Origin of the sequence: Nocardiopsis flavescens, from assembly GCF_900141985.1 — a bacterium.
In the GTDB taxonomy this organism is placed as follows: domain Bacteria; phylum Actinomycetota; class Actinomycetes; order Streptosporangiales; family Streptosporangiaceae; genus Nocardiopsis; species Nocardiopsis flavescens.
In genome coordinates this window covers 1-26,292 of record NZ_FQZK01000005.1, presented here as the reverse complement: position 1 = coordinate 26,292, position 26,292 = coordinate 1, and the positions used below count along the sequence as shown (strand labels likewise).

The window sequence follows — 26,292 nt, the reverse complement described above, 5'->3', positions numbered from 1 at the left end:
GGCCCGGCCGTCCCGCCCGGTCGCTCGCACCTACTCCGACGGGGGCCAGTGGGACCGGGTTCCCCCGGAATCTCGATATCGAGAGTGGTACAGGACACATCCGGTGCGGCCGATAGCGGACAAAACCTTCACACGCCAAATTCGCCACAAAAGCCTACAAAACAGGCACCACAGACACATCGCGCTTGGTTACCGACGCGTAGCGCCAGGGTGGTTGTGAAAAAATGTTAGCTATCTCCTAGTTTCAACACGGCCCGTGTTCCCCGAGGGGAGGCCGGTACAAGTAGCCTGGTACCCGACGAGTGCCGGCCTGGTCAGACCGGTCTTCCGCCACGCGGTTGACCCCGTGTTCTTCCTTGAGCCCGCCGAGCCGGCAGCCACCCGTCTTCCCATACATCCACGAGCGAGCTGCGGAAGTGGGCGATCTCCGCCGTGTCGTCTGAGGCGTCTCAACCCCTGACAGATTTCGGTCCCAACGAGTGGTTGGTCGAGGAGCTTTATCAGAAGTACTTGAACGACCCCAACTCGGTCGACAAGGCCTGGTGGAACTTCTTCGCGGACTACAAGCCCGCGGAAGCGGCCGGTACCAAGAGCGGGGGGACCACGGCCGCCAAGCCGCAGGCCCCGGCCCCCGCGACCACCGCCGCACCCAAGAAGCCCGCCGCGCCGGCCCCCGCCAAGGCGGCCCCGAGCGCGGACGAGGCCCTCCAGGTCGACGAGGAGCGGCTGCGCGGTGCACCCGCGCGGACCGCGACCAACATGGAGTCGAGCCTGACCATGCCGACCGCGACCAGTGTGCGCGCGGTGCCGGTCAAGCTCCTCTTCGACAACCGGATCGTCATCAACAACCATCTCCGGCGCGGCCGCGGTGGGAAGGTCTCCTTCACCCACCTCATCGGCTACGCCATGGTCAAGGCCCTCGAGTCGATGCCGGAGATGAACCACTCCTACACGGAGATCGACGGCAAGCCCGGTGTCGGCAAGCCCAGGCACGTCAACTTCGGCCTGGCGATCGACCTGCAGAAGCCGGACGGCTCCCGCCAGCTGGTCGTGCCCTCCATCAAGAAGTCCGACGAGATGGACTTCATGGAGTTCTGGAGCGGCTACGAGGACCTGGTCCGCAAGGCCCGCACCAACAAGCTGGGGGTGCCGGACTTCCAGGGCACCACCATCAGCCTCACCAACCCCGGCGGCATCGGCACCGTGCACTCGGTCCCGCGCCTCATGCCGGGCCAGGGCACCATCCTGGGCGTCGGCGCGATGGAGTACCCGGCCGAGTTCCAGGGCGCGTCCGCGGACACGCTGGCCGAGCTGGGCATCAGCAAGGTCATGACGCTGACCTCCACCTACGACCACCGCATCATCCAGGGTGCGCAGTCGGGTGAGTTCCTGCGCCGCATCCACCGGCTGCTGCTGGGCGAGAACGGCTTCTACGACGAGATCTTCAACTCCCTGCGCATCCCCTACGAGCCGGTGCGCTGGGTGCAGGACATCCACGTCAACAAGGCCACCCAGCTCGACAAGACCACGCGGGTCCAGGAGCTGATCCACGCCTACCGGGTGCGCGGCCACCTCATGGCCGACACCAACCCGCTCGACCACGAGCAGCGCAAGCACCCGGACCTGGACGTGCTCCAGCACGGCCTGACCCTCTGGGACCTGGACCGCGAGTTCCCCACCGGGGGCTTCGGCGGCAAGCAGGTCATGAAGCTGCGCGACATCCTGGGCGTGCTGCGCGACACCTACTGCCGCACGGTGGGTATCGAGTACATGCACATCCAGAGCCCGGAGGAGCGGGAGTGGATCCAGGCGCACGTCGAGCGCGAGCACGAGAAGCTCGACCGTGACGAGCAGCTGCACATCCTGCACCGGCTCAACAGCGCCGAGGCGTTCGAGACCTTCCTGCAGACCAAGTACGTCGGCCAGAAGCGCTTCTCGCTGGAGGGCGGCGAGTCCCTGATCCCGCTGCTCGACGGCGTGATCTCCAGGGCCGCCAAGGCCGAGCTGGACGAGGCCATGATCGGCATGGCCCACCGCGGCCGGCTCAACGTGCTGGCCAACATCTGCGGCAAGTCCTACGGGCAGATCTTCGGCGAGTTCGAGGGCAACCTCGACCCGCGCAGCGCGCACGGCTCCGGCGACGTCAAGTACCACCTGGGCACCGAGGGCGTCTTCCAGACCCACGAGGGCGAGAAGATCAGCATCTCGCTGGCGGCCAACCCCTCCCACCTGGAGACCGTCGACCCGGTCCTGGAGGGCATCGTCCGCGCCAAGCAGGACCTGCTGGACAAGGGGCCGCACGGCTTCACCGTGCTGCCGATCCTCATCCACGGCGACGCGGCGTTCGCCGGGCAGGGCGTGGTCGCCGAGACCCTCAACCTGTCCCAGCTGCGCGGCTACCGCACCGGCGGCACCGTCCACATCATCGTGAACAACCAGGTGGGCTTCACCACCTCGCCGTCGGACAGCCGGTCCAGCGTGTACGCCACCGACGTCGCGCGGATGGTCCAGGCGCCGATCTTCCACGTCAACGGGGACGACCCCGAGGCCGTGGTCCGGGTCGCGCACCTGGCCTTCTCGTACCGCCAGGCGTTCAACAAGGACGTCGTCATCGACCTCGTCTGCTACCGGCGCCGCGGCCACAACGAGGGGGACAACCCCGAGTTCACCCAGCCGCTGATGTACAACGTCATCGACGCCAAGCGCTCCACCCGCAAGCTGTACACCGAGGCCCTCATCGGCCGCGGGGACATCACGGTGGAGGAGGCCGAGTCGGCCCTGCGCGACTACCAGACCGAACTGGAGCGCGCGTTCACGGAGACCCGTGAGGCCGACAAGAAGCCGATCGAGCCGGGTGCCGTGGTCAAGCCCGAGGTGTTCACCGAGGGCCGCCTGGACCACTCCTCCGTGGAGACCGCGATCAGCACGGAGACGGTCAAGCGGATCATCGACACCCAGGTCAACATGCCGGACGGGTTCACCCCGCACCCGCGCCTGGCCCCGCAGCTCACCCGGCGCGCCACGATGGTCGAGAACGACGCGGTGGACTGGGCCACCGGCGAGCTGCTCGCCTTCGGCGGGCTGCTGCTGGACGAGCACCCGATCCGCCTGATCGGCCAGGACAGCCGCCGCGGCACGTTCGGCCAGCGGCACGCCGCCCTGGTGGACCGCGAGACCGGCGAGACCTACACGCCGCTCAAGCGGTTCGACGACGGGACCGTGAAGTTCCACGCGCACGACTCGCTGCTGAGCGAGTACGCGGCGCTGGGCTTCGAGTACGGGTACTCGCTCACCCGCCCCGAGGCGCTGGTGATCTGGGAGGCGCAGTTCGGCGACTTCGTCAACGGCGCCCAGACCGTCATCGACGAGTACATCAGCTCGGGCGAGCAGAAGTGGGGACAGCGCTCCAGCGTCACCCTGCTGCTGCCGCACGGCTACGAGGGACAGGGACCGGACCACTCCTCGGCCCGGATCGAGCGGTTCCTCCAGATGTGCGCCCAGGAGAACATGACGGTCGCGATGCCGACCACCCCGGCGAGCTACTTCCACCTGCTGCGCTGGCAGGCGAAGTCCCCGCTGGAGCGGCCGCTGGTGATCTTCACCCCCAAGTCGCTGCTGCGCCTGAAGGCCGCGACCTCCGCCGCCGCGGACTTCACCTCGGGGCACTTCCGGCCGCTCATCACGGACGACTCGATCGCTCCGGACAAGGTGCGCCGCGTGGTGCTGTGCTCGGGCAAGATCTACTACGACCTGGACGCGGCGCGCCGCAAGAGCGGTGACAAGCACACCGCGATCATCCGGGCGGAGCGGCTCTACCCGCTGCCGATCGAGGAGATCCGGGAGCAGCTCAAGGCCTACCCGAACGCGGGCGAGGTCCTCTGGGTCCAGGAGGAGCCGGCGAACATGGGCCCGTGGCCCTTCGTCGCGCTGGTCTTCTCCGAGCAGCTCGACCGCCCGTTCACCCGGATCTCGCGTCCGGCGTCCTCCTCCCCCGCGGCCGGCTCGGCCAAGCGGCACGAGGCGGAGCAGCGCGCCCTGGTGGACACGGTCTTCCCGCCCGCGGACTAGCGGGGGGACCGAGGTGTACTACACGGATCGCGGGATCGAGGAGCTGGAGGCGCGCCGGGGCGAGGAGCAGGTCAGCCTCTCCTGGGTCGCCGAACAGCTGCGGACGTTCACCGACGTCCACCCCGAGTTCGAGACACCGGTCGACCGGCTGGCCACCTGGCTGGCCCGGCTGGACGACGAGGACGAAGAGTAGGGAACACCCCCGAAGGGGCCCGGGAGAGATCCCGGGCCCCTTCGGCGTTCCCGTGCGGCCGGGCGGGGCCGCCGGGCCGGGGCAGGGGGCGCAGGGCCCCGCCGCCGGGGTGGGCGCGGGCGGGGAAGGGGTCGGTATCGGGGAGAACCCGGAGACACCCCCGGGAATCCGCGACATATCTTGAGTTCGCCGGACTCGCGACATATCGTGAAGGCATCGGAGCGAGCGAAAGGGTGCACACGATGGCACGTTGGACCATCGACAGGCCGACGACACAGACCCTCGACGGCATCGTGGCCTTGCGGGTACGGATCCTCGGCGGCCAGGTCAACATTCTTCCCACCGACGACCCGGTCACCTTCGAGGTGTCCGACATCGTCGGCGAGCCCCTCCTGGCGGTCCAGGAGGCGGGCATCCTCACCATCCACTACGAGGACCTCACCGGGTCCGGCCTGATCGAGCGGCTGCGCCCGGTCCAGCTGGGCGGCTACAAGCAGGTGCAGCGGCGCAGCGCGACCGTCGACCTGCGCGTCCCCCGCGACTGCCCGGTCGACGTCACCACCATGGGGGCGCCGATCGTGGTCGCGGGCGTGGGCGCGCGGACCAGGCTCAAGACCGCCTCGGGCGAGGTCACCGTGGACGGGGCGTCCGGCGAGACCGACGTCAACACCGTGTCCGGCAACGCCTCCCTGCGGAACGTGTCCGGGGGCCTGGCCTTCAACAGCGTCAGCGGGCAGCTGGCCGTGGCGGGCGGGCGCGTCTCCTCCCTGAGCGCCAAGACCGTCTCCGGCTCCGTGCTGGCCGACACCGACCTGGCCCCGGCGGCCCGGGTCCGGATCAACACCGTCTCCGGCGAGGTCGCCCTGCGGGTGCCCGCGGACACCTCCGCCTCGGTGGAGATCCGCAACGCCGGCTCCGCGGTGGACTCCGACTTCGGCCTGGAGAAGCGCGGCGGCCGTGCCCGGACCCTGCTGAGCGGGCGCATCGGCAGCGGTGTGGACCCGGCGACCATCACCATCAACTCCGCGTCCAACCGGAGCGCGCTGCTGCGGCGCGCGCCCGAGACTCCGGCCGCGATCCCCGAGGGGGCATGAATGAGCACTTTCTTCGGCCACGGCAGACTCCGGCTCTACCTGCTCAAGCTGCTGGACGAGAGCCCCCGGCACGGGTACGAGATCATCAGCCTGCTCCGGGACAGGTTCCTGGGGGTCTACTCCCCCTCGCCCGGCACCATCTACCCGCGACTGGCCCGCCTGGAGGAGGAGGGCCTGGTCACGCACACCGAGGAGGGCGGCCGCAAGGTCTACAGCCTCACCGACAAGGGGCGTGCGGAGCTGCGGGCGCGCGAGAACGACCTCGACGACCTGGAGCGGGAGATCACCGACTCGGTGCGCGACATCGCCCGCGCGGTCAAGCAGGACGTCCGGGAGACCATCAGCTCGCTGCGCGAGGAGCTGAAGTTCGCCGCCGGCGGCGCCCGGCGGCCCGCCGAGGAGCCGGCCGCCCGGCAGGCCCCGGCCGGGGAGGCCCCGCGCCGCGAGGAGCCCGCCGCGAAGGAGGAGCCGGCCGCGGAGAAGGAACCCGGGACCGGGACCGCTGACGGGGGCGGCTCCCGTGAGCAGGACCGACCGCGGGACGGCGAGCAGGCCGCGGGGGACCGGGCCTGCGACGACGGCCACCGCTGGTCGCGCGAGTGGGAGAGGTTCACCCAGGGGTTCGGCGCCTTCGGGGCGGTCTGGGGCCGGGGCGGCTCCGGCCGGACCCCGGACCTGGACCAGGCCCTGCGGGACTTCAGCGAGCGCGTCCGCGACGTGGCCCGGGAGGCGGGCACGGTCGGCGAGGCCGCCGTGCACGACCTGCGCCGCATCCTGGACGACACGGTCGAGGTGATCCGCAGGGACGCGCGCGGCTGGGGCCCGCCCGCCGGGCAGGGCGCGGAGCCCGGGACCGACGGGTCCGCGACCGCGGAACCGCAGGCCCCGGGGACCGGGGAGCCCGGGACCGCGGCGGCCGGCGAGGCCCCGGCGGCCGGGACCGGTGGTCCCGAGCCCGCGGCCGACGCGCAGGCACCGAAGCCCGGGGCCGACGGTCCCGAGCCCGCAGCCGACGCGGGGCCGGGGCCCGCGGCGGCCGGCGAGGCCCCGGGGGCCGGGACGCCGGACGCCGGCGACACCCCCGCCGCGGAGCCGGAGGGGTCCGACCGGCCCGGGGCGGCGCGGCCCGCTCCGCCCTCGGACGACGACGGCGGCGGCGACCCGTGGAGCCGGGTGGTCGACGACCCCGGCACCGACCGGTAGCCGCGGAGCGGGAAACGGAGAGGGCCCGGAGGGGCGCCGCGGGGGCGCGCCTTCCGGGCCCTTCCCGTGTCCGGTCAGCGGCGGGCGACGCCGTCCTCACGGGCCTGGGCGGCGACGGCGGCCGAGACCGCCGGGACCACCCGCTCGTCGAAGGGGCTGGGGATGATGTGGTCCGCCGACAGGTCGTCGCCGACGAGGCCGGCCAGCGCCGTGGCGGCGGCCAGCTTCATGTTCTCGGTGATGTCGGTGGCGCGGGCCGCGAAGGCGCCCCGGAACACGCCGGGGAAGGCCAGGACGTTGTTGATCTGGTTGGGGAAGTCGCTGCGCCCGGTCGCCACGACCGACGCGTACTTGCGCGCGACGTCCGGGTGGATCTCCGGGTTGGGGTTGGCCATCGCGAAGACGATCGAGTCCGGGGCCATCGTCGCGACGACGGACTCGGGGACCTCGCCCGCGGACAGGCCGATGAACACGTCGGCGCCGGCCAGGGCGCTCTCGATGGAGCCGCGCAGGCCCGCCCGGTTGCTGATCGCGGCCAGCTCCCGCTTGACGGGGGTCAGGCCCTCGCGCCCCTCGTAGACCATGCCCTTGGAGTCGGCCACGGCGATGTCGCCGATGCCGCCGTCGATGAGCATCTTGGTGACGGCGACCCCGGCCGAGCCCGCGCCGGAGACCACGGCGCGCAGGTCGCCCAGCGTGCGCCCGGTAAGGCGGGCCGCGTTGTGCAGGGCCGCGACGGTGACGATCGCGGTGCCGTGCTGGTCGTCGTGGAACACGGGGATGTCCAGCCGCTCCCGCAGGCGCTTCTCGATCTCGAAGCAGCGCGGGGCGGAGATGTCCTCCAGGTTGATACCGCCGAAGGACGGGGCCATCCGCACGACGGTCTCGACGATCTCGTCGACGCCGGTGCAGGCCAGCGCGATGGGCACGGAGTCGATGCCGCCGAACTGCTTGAACAGCAGCGACTTGCCCTCCATGACGGGGAGCGAGGCCTGGGGGCCGATGTCGCCCAGGCCCAGGACCGCGGTGCCGTCGGTGACGACGGCGACCAGGTTGCTCCGCCAGGTGTAGTCCTCCACCAGTTCGGGCGCGTCGGCGATGCCGCTGCAGACGCGGGCGACGCCCGGGGTGTAGGCGAGGGCGAGCCCCTCGTGGTCGTGCACGTCCACGGTGGGGGTGACCTGGAGCTTGCCGCCGCGGTGCAGGGCGAAGGCGGGGTCGTCGTCCAGGTGCGGATTCCGGGTATGCGAAGAAGAATCGCTGGTCATCGAAAACCCTTCAAGGTCTTACTGCCGCCGGCGTCGGCCATGACGCGGCGGATGGTGTCGGCGCGTACCGCGCGCGAAGCAGGGGTGCCGTGCTAGGGGAGCCCGTTCCCGCGCCGGTCGGCCATGACCGGTGGTGCCGCGGGAAGGGGTCGTGCTTCGCGTGACTCTTATACGAGTTCTGCGCGTACGCCTCTCTACGGGGATGACCCGTTACGCAATCCTCTCACAACGGTGACCGCAGGAAAATCGCAGGGTCGGCACCATGGGACGGCACCGACGTATCAACATTTGCCACATATTGCACCGTATGTCGCTTTGGTTCGGGTGGAGGGGCCGCGAACCCGACTCCGACCAGGCACTTCGTGCCCCAGAAGGAGATCCACGATGGCCCTGCACAAGCCCCTGTCCGCGCTCCTCCCCGTCGGCGCCCTGGCCCTGACCGGTGTCCTCGCGCTGAGCGCCTGCGGCGGCTCGGGCGAGCCCGCGGGAGAGGAGTCCGCGGCCCCCGAGAAGCCCGCGGTCGAGGTGGACGAGGAGCTCGCCGCCCTGGTCCCCGCCGACATCGCCGAAGCCGGCTCCGTGACGATCGGCGTGGAGGCGTCCTACCCCCCGGGCGAGTTCCTGGACGCCGACGGCGAGACCGTCATGGGCTTCAACGTCGACCTGCTGGAGGCGGCCCTGGGCAAGCTGGGCCTGGAGGCGCAGTGGGAGCCCACCACCTTCGACTCCATCATCATCGGCGTCGACACCGGCACCTACGACCTGGGCTCCTCCTCGTTCACCGTGACCGAGGAGCGCATGGAGCAGGTCAACATGATCTCCTACTTCTCCTCCGGCACCCAGTGGTTCGCCCAGGCCGGGAACCCGCAGGACGTCGACCCCGACAACGCCTGCGGCATGCGCATCGCGGTCCAGTCCGACACCACCCACGACGAGGACATCGAGGCCCGGAGCCAGGCCTGCGTCGACGCGGGCGAAGAGGCCATCGCCATCCAGAAGTTCGAGAACCAGCCGCTGGCCACCGAGACCGTGGTGTCCGGCGTCAACGACGCCTCCCTGGCGGACATGCCCACCGCCGCGTACGCCCTGGAGCAGACCGGTGAGGGCGTCCTGGAGTTCATCGGCGAGCAGTACGACGCCGCCCCCTACGGCATCCTCGCGCACCAGGACGGCACCGAGCTGGCCGAGGCCGTCGCCGCCGCCTTCAACGCCATCATCGAGGACGGCACCTACGAGCAGGTCCTGGGCGAGTGGGGCGTCGAGGCCGGCGGTCTGGAGACCGCCGAGGTGAACCCCGCCGCGGAGTAAGGGAAGACCTCCCCCGTCCGTCACCCGAACGAAAGTCCGACCTGTGTCCTCACCGAGCGCACCGGTGGGCGGCCCGGAGCCGAGCAGCACCCCGGCTCCGGGCCGACCGGCCGAACCCATCACCGCCGTCCCCGTCCGCTACCCCGAACGGTGGATCGCCGCCGGCGTCGTCCTGCTCCTCGCATCGATGTTCGTGCACATGCTCTTCACGAACGACGCCTTCAACTGGCCGTTCATGGTGGAGCACATGTTCTCGGACCCCGTGGTCCGAGGCGTGTGGGTCACCATCAGCGCCACCGTCCTGTCCATGGTCATCGGCATCGCCCTGGGCATCGTGCTGGCCGTGATGCGGCTGTCCGGGAACCCGGTGCTGAGCACCGTCTCCTGGCTCTACACCTGGTTCTTCCGGGGCGTGCCGCGCCTGGTCCTGGCCGTGCTCTTCGGCAACCTGGCGATCCTCTACCAGACCATCGAGCTGGGCCTGCCCTTCGACAACTACTGGATGGCCTGGCTGGGCCTGGAGGGCGACGCCCGCTTCTTCGAGATCGACACCCGCACCCTGCTGAGCGGCTACGTGGCCGGCCTCATGGCGCTGTCGCTCTCCGAGGGCGCCTACATGGCGGAGATCATCCGCGCCGGCCTGCAGTCCGTCGACAAGGGCCAGACCGAGGCCGCCCAGGCCCTGGGCATGAGCCGGGCCAAGGTCCTGCGGCGCATCACCCTTCCGCAGGCGATGCGGGTGGTGATCCCGCCCACCGGCAACGAGACCATCGCCATGCTCAAGGACACCGCGCTGCTCGCCTACGTGCCGGTGACCATCGAGCTGTTCTACCAGCTCCAGGCCATCGGCGCCCGGACCTACCAGATCTTCCCGATGCTGGTGGCGGCGTGCCTGTGGTACCTGGCCATCACCAGCGTCCTGATGGTGGGACAGTACTTCATCGAACGCCGCTTCAACCCCGGCCAGTACGGCGGCATCCGCAACCGGATCGTGGGAGGGGCGCACTGATGAGCGAGCCGAACGAGCCGGTCATCGAGACCGCCGAGGGCGCCGAGCTGCCCTCCGACGCCCTCGTGGTCGCCGAGAACGTGCACAAGAGCTTCGGCCGCCTGGAGGTGCTCAAGGGCATCGACCTCCAGGTCCGCCGGGGCGAGGTCATGTGCATCATCGGCCCCTCGGGGTCGGGCAAGTCGACCTTCCTGCGGTGCGTCAACCACCTGGAGAAGCTCACCGCCGGGCGCCTGTGGGTCAACGGCGAGCTGATGGGGTACCGGCAAAAGCGCGGCAAGCTCTACGAGCTGCGCGAGACCGAGGTCGCCGCGCAGCGCAGCGACATCGGCATGGTCTTCCAGCGCTTCAACCTGTTCCCCCACCTGAGCGTGCTGGGCAACATCATCGAGGCCCCGATGCAGGTCAAGCGGGTCCCGCGGGCCGAGGCCACGGCCAAGGCCACCGAGCTGCTGGAGCGGGTGGGCCTGCCCGACAAGGCCTCCGCCTACCCCGACCAGCTCTCCGGCGGCCAGCAGCAGCGCGTGGCGATCGCCCGCGCGCTGGCGATGGAGCCGTCGCTGATGCTGTTCGACGAGCCCACCAGCGCCCTGGACCCGGAGCTGGTCGGCGAGGTCCTGGACGTGATGCGCGACCTGGCCGAGAACGGCATGACCATGATGGTCGTCACACACGAGATGGGGTTCGCCCGCGAGGTCGGCGACTCCCTGGTGTTCATGGACGACGGGGCGGTCGTGGAGTCGGGCGAGCCCGCCGAGGTGCTGGGGAACCCGCAGCACGAGCGCACGCGGGCGTTCCTGTCCAAGGTGCTCTGAAACGGCGGTCGCGGAGGCGGCCCGCCCCTTCGGGGGGGCGGGCCGCCCGCTTTTTGCGCCCTCTCCCGGAGAAACGCGCCGCCACCCCTTGACCGGGGGCCCACGGGGACACAGAGTCGGGGTGGTGAGCACAGCGGGCGAGGACATGAACGTACGGCGGCCGTGGACCGGGCGGGGGCGAGCGGAGCCCTGGGAGGGGCCCGCGCTGCGCCGCACCCGGGAGATCCTCTGCGCGGGCGCGCGCGAGCGCACCCTGGAGGTGGGCGTGGGCACCGGCGCCAACCTGCGGTACTACCCGCCCCAGGTACGGCTGACCGCGATCGACACCGACTCGGCGGCGCTGGCCTCGGCCCGCAAGCGCTCCGAGGAGCTGGGCCTGGTCGCCCGCTTCACCGAGGGCGACGCCCTGTCACTGGACTTCCCCGACGAGGGGTTCGAGACCGTCGTGTGCATGCTGGCCCTGGACACCGTCGACGACCGGGCGCGGGCGCTGCGGGAGATGTACCGGGTCCTGGTGCCGGGCGGGCGGCTGCTGGCGGCGGAGCGGATCCCCCGCGCCCGCCTCCTCCCCCGCCTGTCGGCGCGCCGCCGGGAGCACCGGCGCGCGCCGCGCGAGGAGGCCGCCGAGGCGGGGTTCCGGGTCGGCCACCACGACCGGCTGTTCTTCGGCACCGTCGAACGGATGGTCGCCCACCGGCCCTGACGCCCGCCGGCCCCCGCACCCGCGGCCCCGGACGGGCCGCCGGGTGCGCGTAGGCTGGAAGCGGCCCTGTCCCCTTTCCCGTCCGAGGTGATCCGATGATCCGTCCCGCCGTGCCGGACGACGTGCCGGAGATCCTCGCGATGATCCGCGAGCTCGCCGAGTACGAGAAGGAGCCGGAGTCCGCGCAGGCCACCGCACAGGACCTGCACGCCGCGCTCTTCGGACCCGGCCCCGCGGTGTTCTCGCACGTCGCCGAGGCCCCAGGGCCGGACGGGACGCCCGTCGCCGTCGGCTTCTCGGTGTGGTTCCTCACCTACTCCACCTGGACCGGCAGGCACGGGATCCACCTGGAGGACCTCTACGTGCGCCCGCACGCCCGCGGTCGGGGACACGGCGTGGAACTGCTGCGCGCCCTGGCGCGGATCTGCGTGGAGCGGGGCTTCACCCGCCTGGAGTGGTCCGTGCTGGACTGGAACGAGCCGGCCGTCCGCTTCTACGAGGCGCTCGGGTCGCAGCCCCTGAGCGAGTGGACGGTACGCCGCCTGGACGGCGCGGAGCTTGCCGCCCTGGGTTCCCAGGGCCCCTGATCACGACCGTTCGTCTCGCGTTCGCCCCGATGGGGCGGACACGTTCCGTCGTCCCTGCGCCAGTGGCAGGGTGAAACGAGATACATTGCATTCAAGCGGCAACCTCGCCCCCCGAAGGAGGGACGTGACCGAAGAAACCGCCGTGCCCATGGCCGACGCCACCGGTGTACGCGACGCTGTCACCGTCAACATGCCCGCGGACAGCGCATACCTGTCCGTCCTACGCACGGCGACGGCGGGACTGGCCGCGCGACTCGACTTCACCCTCGACGAGATCGAGGACCTGAGGATCGGTGTCGACGAGGCCTGCGCGATGCTCCTCTCCCAGGCGCTGCCCGGCACGGAGCTGACCACCGAGTTCGAGCTCGCCGCGGACGGGATGCGCATCTCCGTCTCGGTGATCACCGCCGACGGCCGACTGCCCGCGCGCGATACCTTCGCCTGGACGGTGCTGTCCGCCCTGGCCGGAGAGGTCGACGCCGAGGTCGGACCCGACGACCGTGTCTCCATCGTCCTGTACAAACGCCGTGGCACCTTGGAGCCGGCGTGAGCGAAAGGGGGCCCGCTCTGACCGCGAAGACCGAGCACGCGGTGCCCGACCGGGCGCGCGCGAGAGCGCTGTTCGAACGCCTCAACGAACTCGACGCCGACTCCGAGGAGCGGCGCAGGATCCGCGACGAGCTGGTGGAGCTCCACCTTCCTCTGGTGGAGTACCTGGCCCGCCGGTTCCGCAACAGAGGGGAATGGCTGGACGACCTCACGCAGGTCGCCACGATCGGGCTCATCAAGTCGATCGACCGGTTCGACCTGGAGCGCGGGGTGGAGTTCTCCACCTACGCCACTCCGACCATCGTCGGTGAGATCAAGCGCCACTTCCGGGACAAGGGGTGGGCCGTCCGGGTCCCCCGCCGCCTCCAGGAGCTGAAGCTCTCACTGACCAAGGCCGTCAGCGACCTGTCGCAGCGCGAGGGGCGCTCGCCGACGGTCGCCGAGCTGGCGGCGCACCTGCAGATGACCGAGGAGGAGGTGCTGGAGGGCCTGGAGTCCGCCAACGCCTACTCGACGGTGTCGCTGGACGCTCCGGACAGCGGGGACGAGGACGCGCCCGCGGTCGCCGACTCGCTGGGGATCGTGGACGAGTCCCTGGAGGGCGTGGAGTACCGCGAGTCCCTCAAGCCGCTCCTGGAGCAGCTGCCGCCGCGGGAGAAGCGGATCCTGCTGCTGCGGTTCTTCGGGAACATGACCCAGTCGCAGATCGCCCAGGAGCTGGGCATCTCGCAGATGCACGTGTCGCGCCTGCTGGCGCGCACCCTGGCCCAGCTGCGACAGGCTCTGACCACCGACGACTGACACGCGCCGACGGCCGCGGCCCACCGCTCCTTACTCCTCTCCCCATTCGCCGGGGAACAGGGCCGCGGTCGTCGGAGGTGAGAGCACCGCCGCCGAGGCGGCCACCGCCACGGCCACCAGCACGCCGCCGACCAGGTACTGGCCGCTGGTGAACATGTAGTACGCCACCACGCCGAGGAAGAGCTGCGTGATGAAGACCGGTGTGCGCGCCCACTCCTTGAGCCGCCACAGGCCCTGGGCGACGAAGAGCAGGAGCGCGGCCACACCCAGCCCGATGACGGTGAGCGGCAGCGCGCTGTCCAGCTCGCCGGTGCGCCCGGTGACCGCGGTGAACATGCTGTAGAGCCCGCCGACACCGGCGGCCGCCCCGATCAGCGCCTCCAGCGCTGCTGCGACGACGACGGTGAACGGGCGGGAAGAGACCTCGGAAGACACCCCCCGAGCCTATCCGTGCCCCGCCCGCGCCCCCCACCGCCCTCCCGGGCGGCGCGCTCCGCGGTCCCGTACCCCCGGGACCGCGTCCCATGGGCCTACACTGGCCGTGTGCGCGCCCTTTTCATCGTGAACCCCCAGGCGACCACGACCACCTCACGGACCCGTGAGGTGATCCTGGGCGCCCTGGCGTCGGAGCTGGACGTCACCGTCGCCGAGACGGAGTACCGCGACCACGCGATCGAGCTGTCCCGCAAGGCGGCCACCGACGGATACGAACTGGTGGTGAGCCTGGGCGGCGACGGCACCGTCAACGAGGTCGTCAACGGCCTGCTGGCCACGCCGCCGGAGCTGAAGCGGCCGCGCTACGCCGTGATCCCCGGGGGCAGCGCCAACGTCTTCATCCGCGCCCTGGGCGTGTCCGGCGACCCGGTGGAGGCCACCGGGACCATCCTGGAGGCCCTGCGCGCGGGCCGCGAGCGCGAGATCAACCTGGGCCGGATCACCAGCGACCGGGACGACCGCTACTTCACCTTCTGCGCGGGGTTCGGCTGGGACGCCGACGTGGTCCAGCGGGTCGAGAACGAGCGGTCGAACGGGCGCAAGGCGACCCCCGCGCTGTACGCGGAGGTCGCGTTCAAGCTGTTCTTCGGCGGGGATATCCGCGATCCCTCACTGGCCGTGCAGACCCGCGGCGGCGGGGTGAACGACGTCTATTTCGCTCTCGTCACCAACACCACTCCGTGGACTTACGCGGGTGCGCTGCCGCTCCAGCCGACCGCCGCCTCCCGTTTCGAGCTGGGGCTGGACGCTTTCGCGCTGACCCAGGCGGGACACGCGCTCACCGGCTGGATCCTTTCCCAGATGTTCTTCCCCAAAGGGCTCCCCGCACAGGGTGACGGCTATCTGACCTGGCACGATCAGGAGACTCTGCGGATCACGTCGTCCCATCCCCGGGCGTTCCAAATCGACGGGGAGTACCTGGGTGAGCGGGAAGAGGTCAACTTCCATTCCGTACCGAAGGCATTACGAATCGTCTGTTAATTGTCGGCGCAGTAGCCATTCAACGGCACTGTGACGCATGCGACATGCCTTACGGGACCTTTGACCCCGCGGCCTCTTGCACGCCGGGTTCAGGCCTGCCACGCTCAAGATATCGCCGCGAGTTACGGGCGAGTTAATTCGGGCGCTTCCCGAGTGGCCGCGGGGTGAACCCGCAGTCCGGACCCACCGATGGGACCCATCCATCGGGCGCCCGCCGCGCAGTGTTCGTGAAATTCTTCACAAGCCCCCGGACCTCGACATGAGGAGTGGACCGCATGGACTGGCGCCACGACGCAGCCTGCCGTGACGAAGACCCCGAACTCTTCTTCCCCATCGGCAACTTCGGCCCGGCACTGATGCAGATCGAAGAGGCCAAGGACGTGTGCCGGCGCTGTCCCGTCAGCTCCGCCTGTCTGAACTGGGCTCTGGAGAGCGGCCAGGACGGCGGCGTGTGGGGCGGCACCAGCGAGGACGAGCGCCGTCTGATCAAGAAGCGGCGCGGCATCCCCCACCGTTCGATGGTACGCAGCTGACCCGGGACGCCCGCACCGCCCCCCGGCGAACGAGTGCCGGGGCCGGCCGGACGCCGCGCGGAACGCGCCTGCCCGCCCCGGGGGGAAGGGGAGCCGGCTCTCGCAAAGGGCGCCGCGCCCCCAGGGCCTCCGAGGGCGCCTGAGGGCCGCTGAGGCCCTGGGGCACCGCGTCCGCGGAAACGCCGGACCCCCGGCCCGCACGCGAACCCACGACGCGTTTCCCGGGGAGGGTGCCGCCGGCGCGGTCCTGCCCGCCCACGCGCGCGGACCAAGCGGACCGACTCGACACCACCATGCCGCACCCCCGACGGCCCGCCCCGGCCGCGCACATACCCGGCACCGGGACACCGGGCCCGCACGCACACGGCCCCCCGACACCACCACGGCACACCCCGGCCGCGGGCCGCACCGCGCCCCGGCCGCGCAGGCGGGCGGACACGGGGAACGCCCCCGGCCCCGTCGCCCCACGCGGTCGCCGGACCTCGTCCGCGCACCCGGCCCCGCGGCCGCGGTCCGCGCGGGGAGGACGGACGCGGACCGCTCCCCCGACCACGCGGGCTAGGGCAGGAACGCCTCTTCCCTGTCCAACGGCAGGGTGATCGCCACCTCGGTCCCGCCGCTCTCCTTGGGCTTGATCGCCAGGGTCCCCCCGAGCTCTCCCACGATGAGCGTCCGCACGATCTGGAGCCCCAGGCTCGTGGTGCCCTCCAGGTCGAAGTCCTCCGGCAGCCCCCCGCCGTCGTCGGAGACGGCCAGCTCCAGGCTTCCCGCCCCCGTGTACCCCGCCCCGCCCTCGAACCGGCGCACCCGCACCTCGATGGACCCCGGCCCCTGCCCGAGGCCGTGCTCCACCGCGTTCTGCACCAGCTCCGCGAGCACCATCGACAGCGGCGTCGCCACCAGGGCGTTGAGCAGGCCGAACCCGCCCACCCGGCGCGGCACCACCGTGTTGCCCGAGGACGTGGAGGACACCTCGGCCGCCATCTGGATGACCCGGTCGGCGATGTCGTCGAAGTCCACCACCTCGTCCGGGGTGTGCGACAGCATCTCGTGGACGATCGCGATGGAGCCGACGCGGCCCACCGCCTCGTCCAGCGCGGCCCGCGCCTCGGGCACGTCCAGCCGGCGCGCCTGGAGCCGCAGCAGGGCCGCCACCGTCTGGAGGTTGTTCTTGACCCGGTGGTGGATCTCCCGGATGGTCGCGTCCTTGGTCATCAGCTCGCGCTCGCGGCGGCGCAGGTCGGTGACGTCGCGGACCATCACCAGGGCGCCGATGCGCACCTCGTCGATGATGAGCGGGATCGCGCGCAGCTGCACGGTGACCCCGCGGGCGTCCACCTCGGCCTCCTGGGGCGCCCGGCCGCCCGCCGTGTAGGTGAGGTTCTCGTCGCGGGCCTCCCCCGGCGCGGCCAGCTCCAGGGTGATGCGGTCCAGGCGGGCGCCCACCAGGTCCGCGGCGAGCCCCAGCCGCCGGTAGGCGGACAGGGCGTTGGGGCTGGCGTAGACCACCTCGCCGTTCTGGTCCAGGCGCAGCAGCCCGTCGCCCACCCGGGGCGAGCGCACCATGAGCGGCCCCTGGTCGATGAAGGGGAACACGCCCTCGGCGATCATCTGCGCCAGGTCGCCTGCGCTCTGGAGGTAGGTCAGCTCCAGGCGGCTGGGGGTGCGCGCCGAGCTGAGGTTGGTGCTGCGCTGGATGACCGCGATGAGGTTGCCCTCCCTGCGGACCGGGATGGTCTCCTCGCGCACCGGGACGCCGCCCGACCAGTCGGGGTCCCCGTCCCGGCAGATGCGCCCCTCCCGCCAGGCGCGGTCGATGAGCGCCCTGCGGCCCACCACGCGCGGGGCGGTACGGGATGTGAGGTCCGTCATATCGTCGTTGAGAAGGGTCTCGACCAGGTCGTCCTGGAACGCGGTGGGGCCGGTGGTGGGGCGCATCTGCGCGACCGCCACCCATCCGTCGTCCTCGCGCAGCCGCACCCACAGCACCAGGTCCGCGAAGGAGAGGTCGGCCAGCAGCTGCCAGTCGGATACCAGGGAGTGGATCCACTCCAGATCCGCCTGCTTGAGAGACGTGTGACGCCTGATGAGATCACTGAGGTGAGGCACTCACAAATCATCCCATGAAGGCGTGCATACTCAAGAGGTACGCGCTCGACCAGTGGTCCACACCAATTCCCCGGGCGCGGCCGAACGCGGAGGAGACTGATGACCGGGCAGGGGACACTGGACGGCAACCCCCGGGTGCCGAAGTACTACCAGGTGAAGAAGCAGCTCCTGGAGCTGATCGAGGCGATGCCGGCGGGCAACCCGGTGCCGCCGGAGCGGGCCCTGGCCACCCAGTTCGGCACCTCCCGGACCACGGTGCGGCAGGCGCTCACCGAGATGGTCGTCGAGGGCCGGCTGCTGCGCATCCAGGGCAAGGGCACGTTCGTGGCCAAGCCCAAGGTCGCCCAGGTGCTCCAGCTCACCAGCTACACCCAGGAGATGCGCTCGCACGGCCTGCACCCGGCCACCCGCATCCTCGACGTGAGCTACATCAACGCCGACGACCAGCTCGCCGAGCTGCTGGCGATCCGCTCCGGCGGGCGGGTGCTGCGCATCGAGCGGCTCCGGCTGGCCAACGGGGAGCCGATGGCCGTGGAGACCGCGCACCTGGCCGCCCGGCGCTTCCCCGGCCTGCGCCGCCAGCTGGACCGCTACGCCTCGCTGTACGAAGCGCTGGCGAGCGCCTACGACGTCTCGCTGGCGGAGGCGGAGGCGTCCATCGAGACCGTCCTGGCGACCCCGAACGAGGCGCGGCTGCTCGGCGTGGACGTGGGCCTGCCGCTGGTCCTGCACTGCCAGCACAGCTTCGACCGGGACGGGCACCCCGTGGAGTGGGTGCGCTCGCTGTACCGCGGCGACCGCTACAAGTTCGTCACCAGGCTGCGCCCCCCGACCGACTGAGGCCCCCGGAGCCCCGTACGGCCGGGGGTGCCGGACCGCCCCGGCACCCCGCCGAGGGCCGGAGCGCCCCGCGGGGCCCGGGACCGCGCCCGGGCCCCGCGCCGGCTACCCGCGGTCCAGGACCGTGGCCAGGGCCTCCACCACCCGGGGGTCGTACTCGGTGCCCGCGTCCATCCGCAGCCGCTCCAGCACGGCCTCCCGGCGCTCGGCGTCGCCGTTCTCGCCGACCAGGTCGTCGAAGGCGTTCGCCACCTTGATGATCCGGCTGCCCAGCGGCGGCACGCCCTCGTCCCCGTCGCCGTCGACCGGCTCGCACTGGCGGCGCACCGTCTCGGCGACGGAGTCCAGCACCCCGGTCTCCCGGATGATCCCCGCGCCCAGTTCGGCGATGCGCCGCTGCTCGCGGGGCGAGGCCAGCACGGTCGCCCCGCCCGCGATGGGCTCGCGCAGGGACAGCTGCCCGATGTCGTGCATGAGCGCCGCGTACTCCAGCTCCAGCAGGTCGGCCTCGGCCAGGCCCAGCTCGCAGGCGACCAGGTGGGACAGGTGGCTGACCCGGCGCGAGTGCCCGTTCTCGACGTATCCGCCGACCTCGGTGACCCTCGACAGCGCGCGCACGGTCTCCAGGTAGGTGCGGCGCACCTCGGCGTGCCTGCGAAAGGCCACCTGAGCGACCAGCAGCGGGGCGCTGAACACCAGCAGTCCGGCCAGGCCGGTGACGGTGCAGGCCAGCGCGATGAGCACGCCGCTGGAGCCGATGGCCATACCGGAGGCGAACTGGGCGCGCATCTCGTCGCGGGCGGCCACCCGCAGCCGGGTGCGCAGCCGCTCGGCCCGCAGCACCGCAGCCAGCAGGGCGTCCACGGTCCACACCGTCAGCACCAGCGTGAACATGAGCAGGGTCGCCGTCACCGAGGGACCCGACAGCTGGAGCTGGTCGGCGATGGGCCGAAAGCCCACGGCCAGCAGCCCGGCGGAGAGGACCCGGCGGGCCACGTCCTCCACCCGCGGGGCGCGGCCCACCGCGATGTGCGGCAGCTCGCCCACCGCCACACCGCAGGCGACGACCGCCAGCACCTGCCAGGGCGAGTGGGACGCGGGCCCCTCCCCCAGGCCGAGCAGGAAGGCGTAGCCGACCGCCCCTGCCGAGGCGATCGGCGCGACCTCCCGGTGCCCGGGCAGCGTGATCCGCACCAGTTCGCCGACGGCGATGACCAGGCAGAAGCTCAGCGCCACAGAGGGCTCGACGAACCCGGTGGCCGAGGTCCACACCAGGGAGGCCAGGGAGAGGGCCCCCACCGCCGACACCAGGAGCGCGCGCACCGGGCGGGGGGTCCGCCAGAGCGGACCTCCCCGGCGCTGGTCGCTCAGCGCTCCCCCCTCGGGTCCCATCGGCCGCCGCGGGGGCGGCCCCTCCGTCTGCCGCTGCGTCATCACCGTTCCCGACCGCCCGTCGCGGTGCCCGTGGGCAGCGCCGTCGTGGGCGCCGCGGACTCGGCCGGCACCGGCAGGGCCTCCCCGTCCGCGGGCGCGGCGGGCGCGGGCTCCGCCTCGGGCTCGGAGCCGTCCCGGGCGGCATCCCGGGCCGCGGCGGCCTCGGCCTCGGCCGAGCCGTAGCACCCGCCCGGCGCCTCGGCGATGTCCGGCGTCTCCCAGCCCTCGCGCTCCACGGCGCGGACCAGGGCCTCGACCATGCGCGGGTCGAACTGGGTCCCCGCGCAGGCGCGCAGCTCGACGATCGCGTCCTCCACCGACCACGCCTGGCGGTAGGAGCGCGTGGAGGTGAGGCAGTCGAAGACGTCGGCGACGCTGATGACACGGGCCGACTCGGGGATCTCCATCCCCACCAGCCCCATCGGGTAGCCGCGGCCGTCCAAGCGCTCGTGGTGGTGGCGGATCCCGGCCAGCGCCTCGTCGAGGAAGCCGATCTCGCGGACGATCTCATAGCCCCTGGTGGGGTGCAGCTTGATGGCGGCGTACTCCTCGTCCGTGAGCTTGCCGGTCTTCTGGAGCACCTTGGTGGGCACCCCGAGCTTGCCGATGTCGTGCAGCATCCCGGCGTAGCGGATCTTCTGCACCCGTTCGGCGGACATGCCCAGCTCGCGGGCGATCATGGCGGCGCCCTCGGCGACGCGCATGCAGTGGCCGCGCGTGTAGTAGTCCTTGGTCTCCACCGCCTGGCAGAGCGTGGCCAGGGTGGCCTCGTGCGCGCGGACCTCGTCGGCCTGCTGCGCGAACGCCCAGCGCGCGATGAACAGCGGGAGCAGGACCAGGAGGGGGGCGATGACGCCCACGCCGCCCCAGACGGCCGCGATCGCCAGGCCGAGCATCTGGTAGCCCATCGAGGACAGCTCCACCGCGGCCAGGGGCCGCCAGTTGAACCTGCCGCGCCCCCTCCGGCGGGCCTGGCCGAGTGTTCCGAGCAGGATGGCGACCAGGAGGGAGTTGAGGACGGAGTGGGTCAGGACGGCGGCCGCGTAGGGAAGGACCACTGCCGGGAAGTCCTCCCGGCCGAGTTCCCCGACGACGCCGCCGCACATGAGGTAGACGTGTCCGGAAACGTACGCCGCCAGCGCGAACTGCGCCCCGTTGAAGGCCCGCTTGACCGCCTCCTGCCTGCGGACCGCGAGGCAGGAGGCGAAACCGACCACCGCCGCTCCGACCGGGCCCACGAGTACGACCGCCGCCAGCGAGACCGCCGAACTGGGTGAGATGCCCGCCTTGCCGCCCGCCGAGACGCTCGTACTGATCGACTCCGCGACCACGAACAGCAGCGCCACGACGATCAGCGTCCGCAGATCGATACCCGTGTAGGGCCCGATGAGCAGGATGGTGACAGCACTGACAACGATGATTCCGACGTAGACACGCGCGCCCCCGGGAAGAGCCCGCACCCTCGTTCACCTCCCACCAACGACGACCGTACTGTCATGGTTTCACCGGTTCTGTTCTACCACCAGGACCATCCGGTGAAGGAGGAAGCGGCCAAGATCGCCGCAGCGGCGGTGTGAAACAGAGCCATGAACATCGTTGTCCCCTCTCCCCTGAACGGCATGCCTTATTCCCCCGGGCACGCCGCGCAAATTACCCCATTCGTTGGATATGGCGACCAGTTTAACGGGCCCCGAAGGCACCCGGATTCACCACAACCCGAACCATCGGCACCACGGACTCCGAAGAGGATTAGAAATTCCGGAATATGGAATTACTAATTCAATTAGAGATCACGGTCGACTACCCTGTGTGATCATGCATCACGGAGACGTGATCGGGGAAGTCCGACACCCGAGCAGCTCCCACCAGGCACACCTGACGAGGGGAACCGAGATCGGCTACACAAAGTGATCACCTGGGGCCACCTCACCCCCGCATAGGAAAATTCATTCCGAGTCGATCACGGGACGCGGCGCCGGCGGGCGGTCGGGCGTGTCGCAGGACAGGACGAAGGCGTCACCCGGAAAGTCCGATGACCAAAAACCCCTGCGACACAGCAGAATCCGACATGACATTTCCGAGAAATGACTCGAAACCCGACCAAAAGCCCAGAATGCGACAAGAAACCAAAAACCCCACAAGACAACAAAAGGCGGAAGCTGGAATTCCAGCTTCCGCCTCGGAGGGTTCCGCCCTCCCGAAAAAAGAACCGGGTCCGAACGGGAACCGCGTCCGCGTGCCTCAGGCGACCGTACCGGGTTCCGCCGCCTCACGCGCCGCCTGCTCGTCGCGCGCCTGCGCCAGGCGCCCCAGCACCTTGTCGCGCAGGTCCAGCGGGACCGGGTCGCAGCCGCAGTGCTTGGCCACGAGCTTCTTCACGGCCTCGTCCAGGCCGTACTCCTCCAGACAGGGGTCGCACCCGTCCAGGTGCTGCCTGATCTGCTCGCAGTTGTTCTCCTCGAGCTCCCCGTCGATGTACGTGTAGAGCTTGTCGAGCACCTCACTGCACGGGGTTTCCCCGTCACGACCCTGGCCGCTCATTGCCGATCTCCTCGATCCGACCCGTCCTGAGCCCGCCCGCCCGCGGACGTTCCAGAGGCGGTCGCGCCGGCCGTGGCGCGCACCGCGGGGAGGAAACCGCGGTCGACCGCGTACTCCTCCAAGAGGGAACGCAACTGGCGACGCCCCCGGTGCAGACGGGACATGACCGTCCCGATCGGCGTCCCCATGATCTCGGCGACCTCTTTGTAGGCGAAGCCCTCGACATCGGCGAGGTAGACCGCGATCCGGAAGTCCTCGGGCAGCTCCTGCAGCGCCCGCTTGACGTCGCTGTCGGGGAGGTGCTCCAGCGCCTCCGCCTCGGCGGACTTCAGCCCCGCGGCGGTGTGCGAGGCGGCCTGCGCCAGCTGCCAGTCCTCGACGTCCTCGGTGCCGGCCTGCTTCGGCTCGCGCTGCTTCTTGCGGTAGGAGTTGATGAAGGTGTTCGTGAGAATGCGGTACAGCCACGCCTTGAGATTCGTCCCCTCCTTGAACTGGTGGAACGAACCGAACGCCTTGGCGAAGGTCTCCTGGACGAGATCCTCCGCGTCGGCGGGGTTGCGGGTCATGCGCAGCGCCGCGGAGTAGAGCTGGTCGAGGAAGGGAAGCACGTCCCTCTCGAAGCGCTCTTCCCGCTCCTCGGCTGTCTCCTGGCCCTGATCCAAGCCCGTCGGCCTCCTCGCACTGGTCCCGGCTGGGAAATCCGTACCTACAAGATACGGTTCCCCGGCACGGAGCCGTGCATCGGCACCACGTGGCGTGGTCGACGCCTCCTCGCGTTCGAGGCACGCACCGGCGATCGGCATGGTCTGACGGTCCTCCTCCGGAAGTCCCTGGCGGTGGGACCGGGTCCCTGCCCGGTCACGGTGTTCCGTCACAACAACGGCCGCCGCCCGCTGATTCCGGACAGGGCATGGGTCGAAGGTCCTTTCCGGGACCGAACTTCACCGATCGGGCGCGTCGGCGGAGGTGAGGCATGGCAGAGTGCGGGTAAGACCCTTTGAAGGATGGAGAGGAGTGCACGTGCGACCGTCCTCGACTCCGGCCTCCGACCGCCCCCGGTCACCGGCGGCCCAGTTCGCCACCCCCGACCGGCTCTCCGACTACTGGCGGTTCTACTGGGCCGTCGCCGAGGCGCAGATCGCCCGCTGGCTTCCGGAGGCCCCCTCACGGCTGCTCGACCTGTCCAGCCCGGACTACCAGGGGACCCCCCGCGCCGTCGCCGCGGGCCACGACGTGGTCGCCCTGCTCCCCTCCGCCGACCTCGCGGTGCGCCGGCCCCTGCGCCTGGTCAACGGCCGCGCCGCGGTACCGCGCCCGGCCCCCCGCGGGCGGCTGCGCCAGATCGTCGGGGACGCGGCGTTCCTGAGGTTCCTGGCCCCCGGGAGCTTCGACGGCGTCATCGCCGACAACCGCGTCCTGTCCCGGCAGCTCGCCACCGAGGAGGCGGTCGCCGAGATCGCCCGGGTGCTGCGTCCGGGCGGGCGGGTACTGCTGTGCGTCGACTCGGTGGTGCTGGGCATGGCCCTGCTGGCCGAGCAGGACTGCTGGCCCGAGCTGAGCCACGCGCCCAGTGCCGACGTGCTGCTGGTGCCCTGGCCGGACGGGTCCATCACCCGCTGCTTCACCGCCGAGCAGCTCGCCGACACCCTCGCCGAGGCCGGCCTGGAACTGGAGTGGGTCAAGCCCCGCACGGTGCTGTCCGCGTCCACGGTGGAGATGATGCTGGCCCGCGACCCGCGGTCGATGAACCGGCTGGTCGAGATGGAGCTGCGGGCCACCGAGTCCGACGACTACGTCGGCGTGCACCTCCTGGCCGGGGCCCGCAAACCCGGCTGACCCGGAACGCCGTCAGAGGGCGGCGGCCACGGCGGCCGCGGCCGGCAGGGCGGTGAGCAGCAGCGCCGGGCCGGCGCCGACACCGGTGGTGAAGCTGTAGGCCAGGTCCCGGCGGTCGGCCCAGCGCACGGCGAGGAACGGCCACAGGGTCAGCCACACCGCCAGGGGGTACAGCAGCACGTTGTCCAGGACGGGCGCCATCGGGAAGAAGTGCACGCCCACCACCAGGCAGATCCACGGGGCGAAGTACTCGCGGCGGCCCAGCGCGAGCAGGACCAGCACGCCGAGCAGCGCGGCGCCGAACTCCACCGCCAGGATGACCAGGTACAGGGCCATCGCACCGTCCCCGCCCAGCACCGACCCGGTGTCCCAGTGCAGCCAGGACAGCACGCCCCCGGCCACGGCCAGCAGCAGGCCGGCGGCGGAGCCGCCGCCCAGCCACCACGTGGCCGGTCCCGCGGGGGGACGCTCCTGGGCCCACCCGAACCAGGCGGAGGCGAAGAAGCCGAAGATCGCCGTGGTCATCGCGGCGTCGCGGAGGAGGATGTCCATGGGGGCCTCACTGTCGGGGGAACCTGCGGGGCCAGCCTGGCACGGCACGGGTCCGGTCCGCCACGGTGATTCCGCGGCGGACCGGTGACAGCGCGGTGCCCGCCGCCGGAGGCGGGCGGCGGTCAGGGCGTGCGCGGCGGGCCGGAGCGGTCGCGGCCACCGGGCCGTCCCCGCCGCGCCGGCGCCGTCCGGACGGGGCCCGGTGCGGTGCCCGGCGGGCACCGCACCGGGGAGGGCGCCCTCACGCGCCCTCCGGCGCGCGCGCCGGACCCGAGGGGGGAACCCGCCGAACGGCGGCCTAGGTGTACTGACCACAGAGGTTGGTAACACCCACCCCGCCCGACACACACGAAGAGGGCCTTCGGTATCGGTGTGGATTGCGACATCTGCACCGACTCACCAGAAGGCCCTCGATGCCCCACACTACCCACCCCAACGCCCGCCTCACACCCGCCGGGCGCCTGGCCCTGGCCCGCTGCGTCGTGGACGACGGCTGGCCGCTGCGCCGGGCCGCCGAACGCTTCCAGACCAGCCCCACCACCGCCAAACGCTGGGCCGACCGCTACCGGACCCTCGGCGAGCCCGGCATGCACGACACCTCCAGCCGCCCCCACCACAGCCCCCGGCGCACCCCCACCCACCGCGAGCGCCGGATCATCAAACTCCGCATCCTCCACCGGTGGGGACCAGCCCGCATCGGCGGCCACCTGCGCATGCACGCCTCCACCGTCCACCGCGTCCTGACCCGCTACAAGTGCGCCCGCCTCACCCACCTGGACCGGGCCACCGGCCGTGTGGTGCGCCGATACGAACGCGAGCGGCCCGGCGAGCTGGTCCACGTGGACATCAAGAAGCTCGGCAACATCCCCGACGGCGGCGGCCACAAGACACTGGGCCGCGCCCGGGGGCGCAAGAACCGGGCCAGGGCCGGGTACGCCTACCTGCACAACGCCGTGGACGACCACTCCCGCCTGGCCTACTGCGAGATCCTGGCCGATGAGAAGAAGGAGACCGCCACCGGGTTCTGGGAACGCGCGGCCGCCTACTTCGCGTCGGTGGGCATCGTCGTGGAGCGGGTGCTGACCGACAACGGGTCCTGCTACAAGTCCCACGCCTGGCGGGGCCTGCTGGCCGGCCAGGGCATCGAGCACAAGCGCACCCGCCCCTACCGTCCCCAGACCAACGGCAAGGTCGAGCGGTTCAACCGCGTCCTGGTCGAGGAATGGGCCTACGCCCGCCCCTACACCAGCGAGAGCGAGAAGCGGGAGGCGTTCACAGGGTGGTTGCACCACTACAATCACCACCGGTTCCACACCGCCCTCGGGGGCCCTCCCGCTTCCCGCGTACCTAACCTCTCAGGTCAATACACCTAG

At 71.3% G+C, this 26,292-nt stretch carries 24 protein-coding genes; 16 read left to right on the top strand and 8 right to left on the bottom strand.

Annotated features, from left to right (window positions below; genetic code table 11):
• Nucleotides 1–432 precede the first annotated feature (432 nt).
• The 4 genes from BUE45_RS10770 to BUE45_RS10755 all read left to right on the top strand — a co-directional run bounded on the left by BUE45_RS10770 (nucleotide 433) and on the right by BUE45_RS10755 (nucleotide 6,558).
• A complete protein-coding gene (locus BUE45_RS10770) occupies nucleotides 433–4,068 on the top strand; it encodes a multifunctional oxoglutarate decarboxylase/oxoglutarate dehydrogenase thiamine pyrophosphate-binding subunit/dihydrolipoyllysine-residue succinyltransferase subunit (RefSeq protein WP_073378366.1) in 3,636 nt (1,211 codons plus the stop codon).
• Between the two features lie 13 nt (nucleotides 4,069–4,081).
• On the top strand, nucleotides 4,082–4,261 hold the full coding sequence (locus BUE45_RS10765) for a DUF6104 family protein (protein WP_073378365.1): 180 nt from the start codon (nucleotides 4,082–4,084) through the stop codon (nucleotides 4,259–4,261).
• Nucleotides 4,262–4,503: 242 nt separating this feature from the next.
• Nucleotides 4,504–5,355, top strand: coding sequence for a DUF4097 family beta strand repeat-containing protein (locus tag BUE45_RS10760; RefSeq protein WP_073378363.1), 852 nt, complete (start codon nucleotides 4,504–4,506; stop codon nucleotides 5,353–5,355).
• Nucleotides 5,356–6,558, top strand: a complete 1,203-nt coding sequence (locus BUE45_RS10755) for a helix-turn-helix transcriptional regulator (RefSeq protein WP_073378361.1) — start codon at nucleotides 5,356–5,358, stop codon at nucleotides 6,556–6,558.
• Nucleotides 6,559–6,632: 74 nt separating this feature from the next.
• Here BUE45_RS10755 and BUE45_RS10750 read toward each other — a convergent pair whose 3' ends face one another.
• Nucleotides 6,633–7,826: an NAD(P)-dependent malic enzyme gene (locus BUE45_RS10750; protein ID WP_073378359.1), complete on the bottom strand. Its 1,194-nt coding sequence runs from the start codon at nucleotides 7,824–7,826 to the stop codon at nucleotides 6,633–6,635.
• A gap of 384 nt (nucleotides 7,827–8,210) precedes the next feature.
• On the opposite strand from BUE45_RS10750, the gene BUE45_RS10745 reads away from it, so the two are divergent.
• The 7 genes from BUE45_RS10745 (at nucleotide 8,211) to BUE45_RS10715 (ending at nucleotide 13,598) form a co-directional block, all read left to right on the top strand.
• Nucleotides 8,211–9,134 carry an ABC transporter substrate-binding protein gene (locus BUE45_RS10745; RefSeq protein ID WP_073378357.1) on the top strand — a complete coding sequence of 308 codons (924 nt, stop codon included), beginning with the start codon at nucleotides 8,211–8,213 and terminating at the stop codon, nucleotides 9,132–9,134.
• Nucleotides 9,135–9,177: 43 nt separating this feature from the next.
• A complete protein-coding gene (locus tag BUE45_RS10740; protein WP_073378355.1) occupies nucleotides 9,178–10,143 on the top strand; it encodes an amino acid ABC transporter permease in 966 nt (321 codons plus the stop codon).
• Entirely contained in the window at nucleotides 10,143–10,958 is an 816-nt protein-coding gene (locus BUE45_RS10735; protein WP_073378353.1) for an amino acid ABC transporter ATP-binding protein, read from the top strand. The genes BUE45_RS10740 and BUE45_RS10735 overlap by 1 nt, the downstream gene beginning before the upstream one ends.
• Before the next feature lie 145 nt (nucleotides 10,959–11,103).
• Nucleotides 11,104–11,661, top strand: coding sequence for a class I SAM-dependent methyltransferase (locus BUE45_RS10730; protein WP_073378350.1), 558 nt, complete (start codon nucleotides 11,104–11,106; stop codon nucleotides 11,659–11,661).
• Nucleotides 11,662–11,756: 95 nt separating this feature from the next.
• Nucleotides 11,757–12,248: a GNAT family N-acetyltransferase gene (locus BUE45_RS10725; protein ID WP_073378348.1), complete on the top strand. Its 492-nt coding sequence runs from the start codon at nucleotides 11,757–11,759 to the stop codon at nucleotides 12,246–12,248.
• Nucleotides 12,249–12,372: 124 nt separating this feature from the next.
• The gene (locus tag BUE45_RS10720) at nucleotides 12,373–12,798 is read left to right on the top strand and encodes an ATP-binding protein (RefSeq protein ID WP_073378345.1); all 426 of its coding nucleotides are present in this window, start codon (nucleotides 12,373–12,375) and stop codon (nucleotides 12,796–12,798) included.
• 41 nt (nucleotides 12,799–12,839) lie between these two features.
• Nucleotides 12,840–13,598, top strand: a complete 759-nt coding sequence (locus tag BUE45_RS10715; RefSeq protein WP_073378881.1) for an RNA polymerase sigma factor SigF — start codon at nucleotides 12,840–12,842, stop codon at nucleotides 13,596–13,598.
• A 30-nt stretch (nucleotides 13,599–13,628) separates the two neighbouring features.
• Here BUE45_RS10715 and BUE45_RS10710 read toward each other — a convergent pair whose 3' ends face one another.
• Nucleotides 13,629–14,033: a hypothetical protein gene (locus BUE45_RS10710; RefSeq protein ID WP_073378343.1), complete on the bottom strand. Its 405-nt coding sequence runs from the start codon at nucleotides 14,031–14,033 to the stop codon at nucleotides 13,629–13,631.
• 108 nt (nucleotides 14,034–14,141) lie between these two features.
• On the opposite strand from BUE45_RS10710, the gene BUE45_RS10705 reads away from it, so the two are divergent.
• Together BUE45_RS10705 and BUE45_RS10700 are read left to right on the top strand one after the other, a co-directional pair.
• Nucleotides 14,142–15,074 carry a diacylglycerol/lipid kinase family protein gene (locus tag BUE45_RS10705; protein WP_073378341.1) on the top strand — a complete coding sequence of 311 codons (933 nt, stop codon included), beginning with the start codon at nucleotides 14,142–14,144 and terminating at the stop codon, nucleotides 15,072–15,074.
• 275 nt (nucleotides 15,075–15,349) lie between these two features.
• The gene (locus tag BUE45_RS10700; protein WP_073378339.1) at nucleotides 15,350–15,607 is read left to right on the top strand and encodes a WhiB family transcriptional regulator; all 258 of its coding nucleotides are present in this window, start codon (nucleotides 15,350–15,352) and stop codon (nucleotides 15,605–15,607) included.
• Between the two features lie 558 nt (nucleotides 15,608–16,165).
• On the opposite strand, the gene BUE45_RS10695 is transcribed toward BUE45_RS10700, so the two are convergent.
• On the bottom strand, nucleotides 16,166–17,716 hold the full coding sequence (locus tag BUE45_RS10695) for a sensor histidine kinase (RefSeq protein WP_073378337.1): 1,551 nt from the start codon (nucleotides 17,714–17,716) through the stop codon (nucleotides 16,166–16,168).
• A 99-nt stretch (nucleotides 17,717–17,815) separates the two neighbouring features.
• On the opposite strand from BUE45_RS10695, the gene BUE45_RS10690 reads away from it, so the two are divergent.
• Entirely contained in the window at nucleotides 17,816–18,556 is a 741-nt protein-coding gene (locus tag BUE45_RS10690; protein WP_073378335.1) for a GntR family transcriptional regulator, read from the top strand.
• Nucleotides 18,557–18,661: 105 nt separating this feature from the next.
• On the opposite strand, the gene BUE45_RS10685 is transcribed toward BUE45_RS10690, so the two are convergent.
• The 4 genes from BUE45_RS10685 to BUE45_RS10670 form a co-directional block, all read right to left on the bottom strand.
• Nucleotides 18,662–19,990 carry an HD-GYP domain-containing protein gene (locus BUE45_RS10685; protein WP_073378333.1) on the bottom strand — a complete coding sequence of 443 codons (1,329 nt, stop codon included), beginning with the start codon at nucleotides 19,988–19,990 and terminating at the stop codon, nucleotides 18,662–18,664.
• Complete coding sequence (locus tag BUE45_RS10680; protein WP_178378514.1) at nucleotides 19,990–21,384, bottom strand: HD-GYP domain-containing protein; 1,395 nt, start codon at nucleotides 21,382–21,384, stop codon at nucleotides 19,990–19,992. Before BUE45_RS10680 ends, BUE45_RS10685 begins: the two co-directional genes overlap by 1 nt.
• Before the next feature lie 847 nt (nucleotides 21,385–22,231).
• On the bottom strand, nucleotides 22,232–22,531 hold the full coding sequence (rsrA, locus tag BUE45_RS10675; protein WP_073378330.1) for a mycothiol system anti-sigma-R factor: 300 nt from the start codon (nucleotides 22,529–22,531) through the stop codon (nucleotides 22,232–22,234).
• A complete protein-coding gene (locus BUE45_RS10670; RefSeq protein ID WP_073378328.1) occupies nucleotides 22,528–23,193 on the bottom strand; it encodes a sigma-70 family RNA polymerase sigma factor in 666 nt (221 codons plus the stop codon). Before BUE45_RS10670 ends, rsrA begins: the two co-directional genes overlap by 4 nt.
• 352 nt (nucleotides 23,194–23,545) lie before the next feature.
• Here BUE45_RS10670 and BUE45_RS10665 point away from each other — a divergent pair, with 352 nt between their 5' ends.
• Nucleotides 23,546–24,367, top strand: coding sequence for a class I SAM-dependent methyltransferase (locus tag BUE45_RS10665; protein WP_073378326.1), 822 nt, complete (start codon nucleotides 23,546–23,548; stop codon nucleotides 24,365–24,367).
• Nucleotides 24,368–24,379: 12 nt separating this feature from the next.
• Here the strand turns inward: BUE45_RS10665 and BUE45_RS10660 are convergent, their stop codons facing one another.
• Nucleotides 24,380–24,919: a hypothetical protein gene (locus BUE45_RS10660; RefSeq protein WP_073378324.1), complete on the bottom strand. Its 540-nt coding sequence runs from the start codon at nucleotides 24,917–24,919 to the stop codon at nucleotides 24,380–24,382.
• A gap of 413 nt (nucleotides 24,920–25,332) precedes the next feature.
• On the opposite strand from BUE45_RS10660, the gene BUE45_RS10655 reads away from it, so the two are divergent.
• Nucleotides 25,333–26,292: an IS481 family transposase gene (locus tag BUE45_RS10655; protein WP_073378321.1), complete on the top strand. Its 960-nt coding sequence runs from the start codon at nucleotides 25,333–25,335 to the stop codon at nucleotides 26,290–26,292.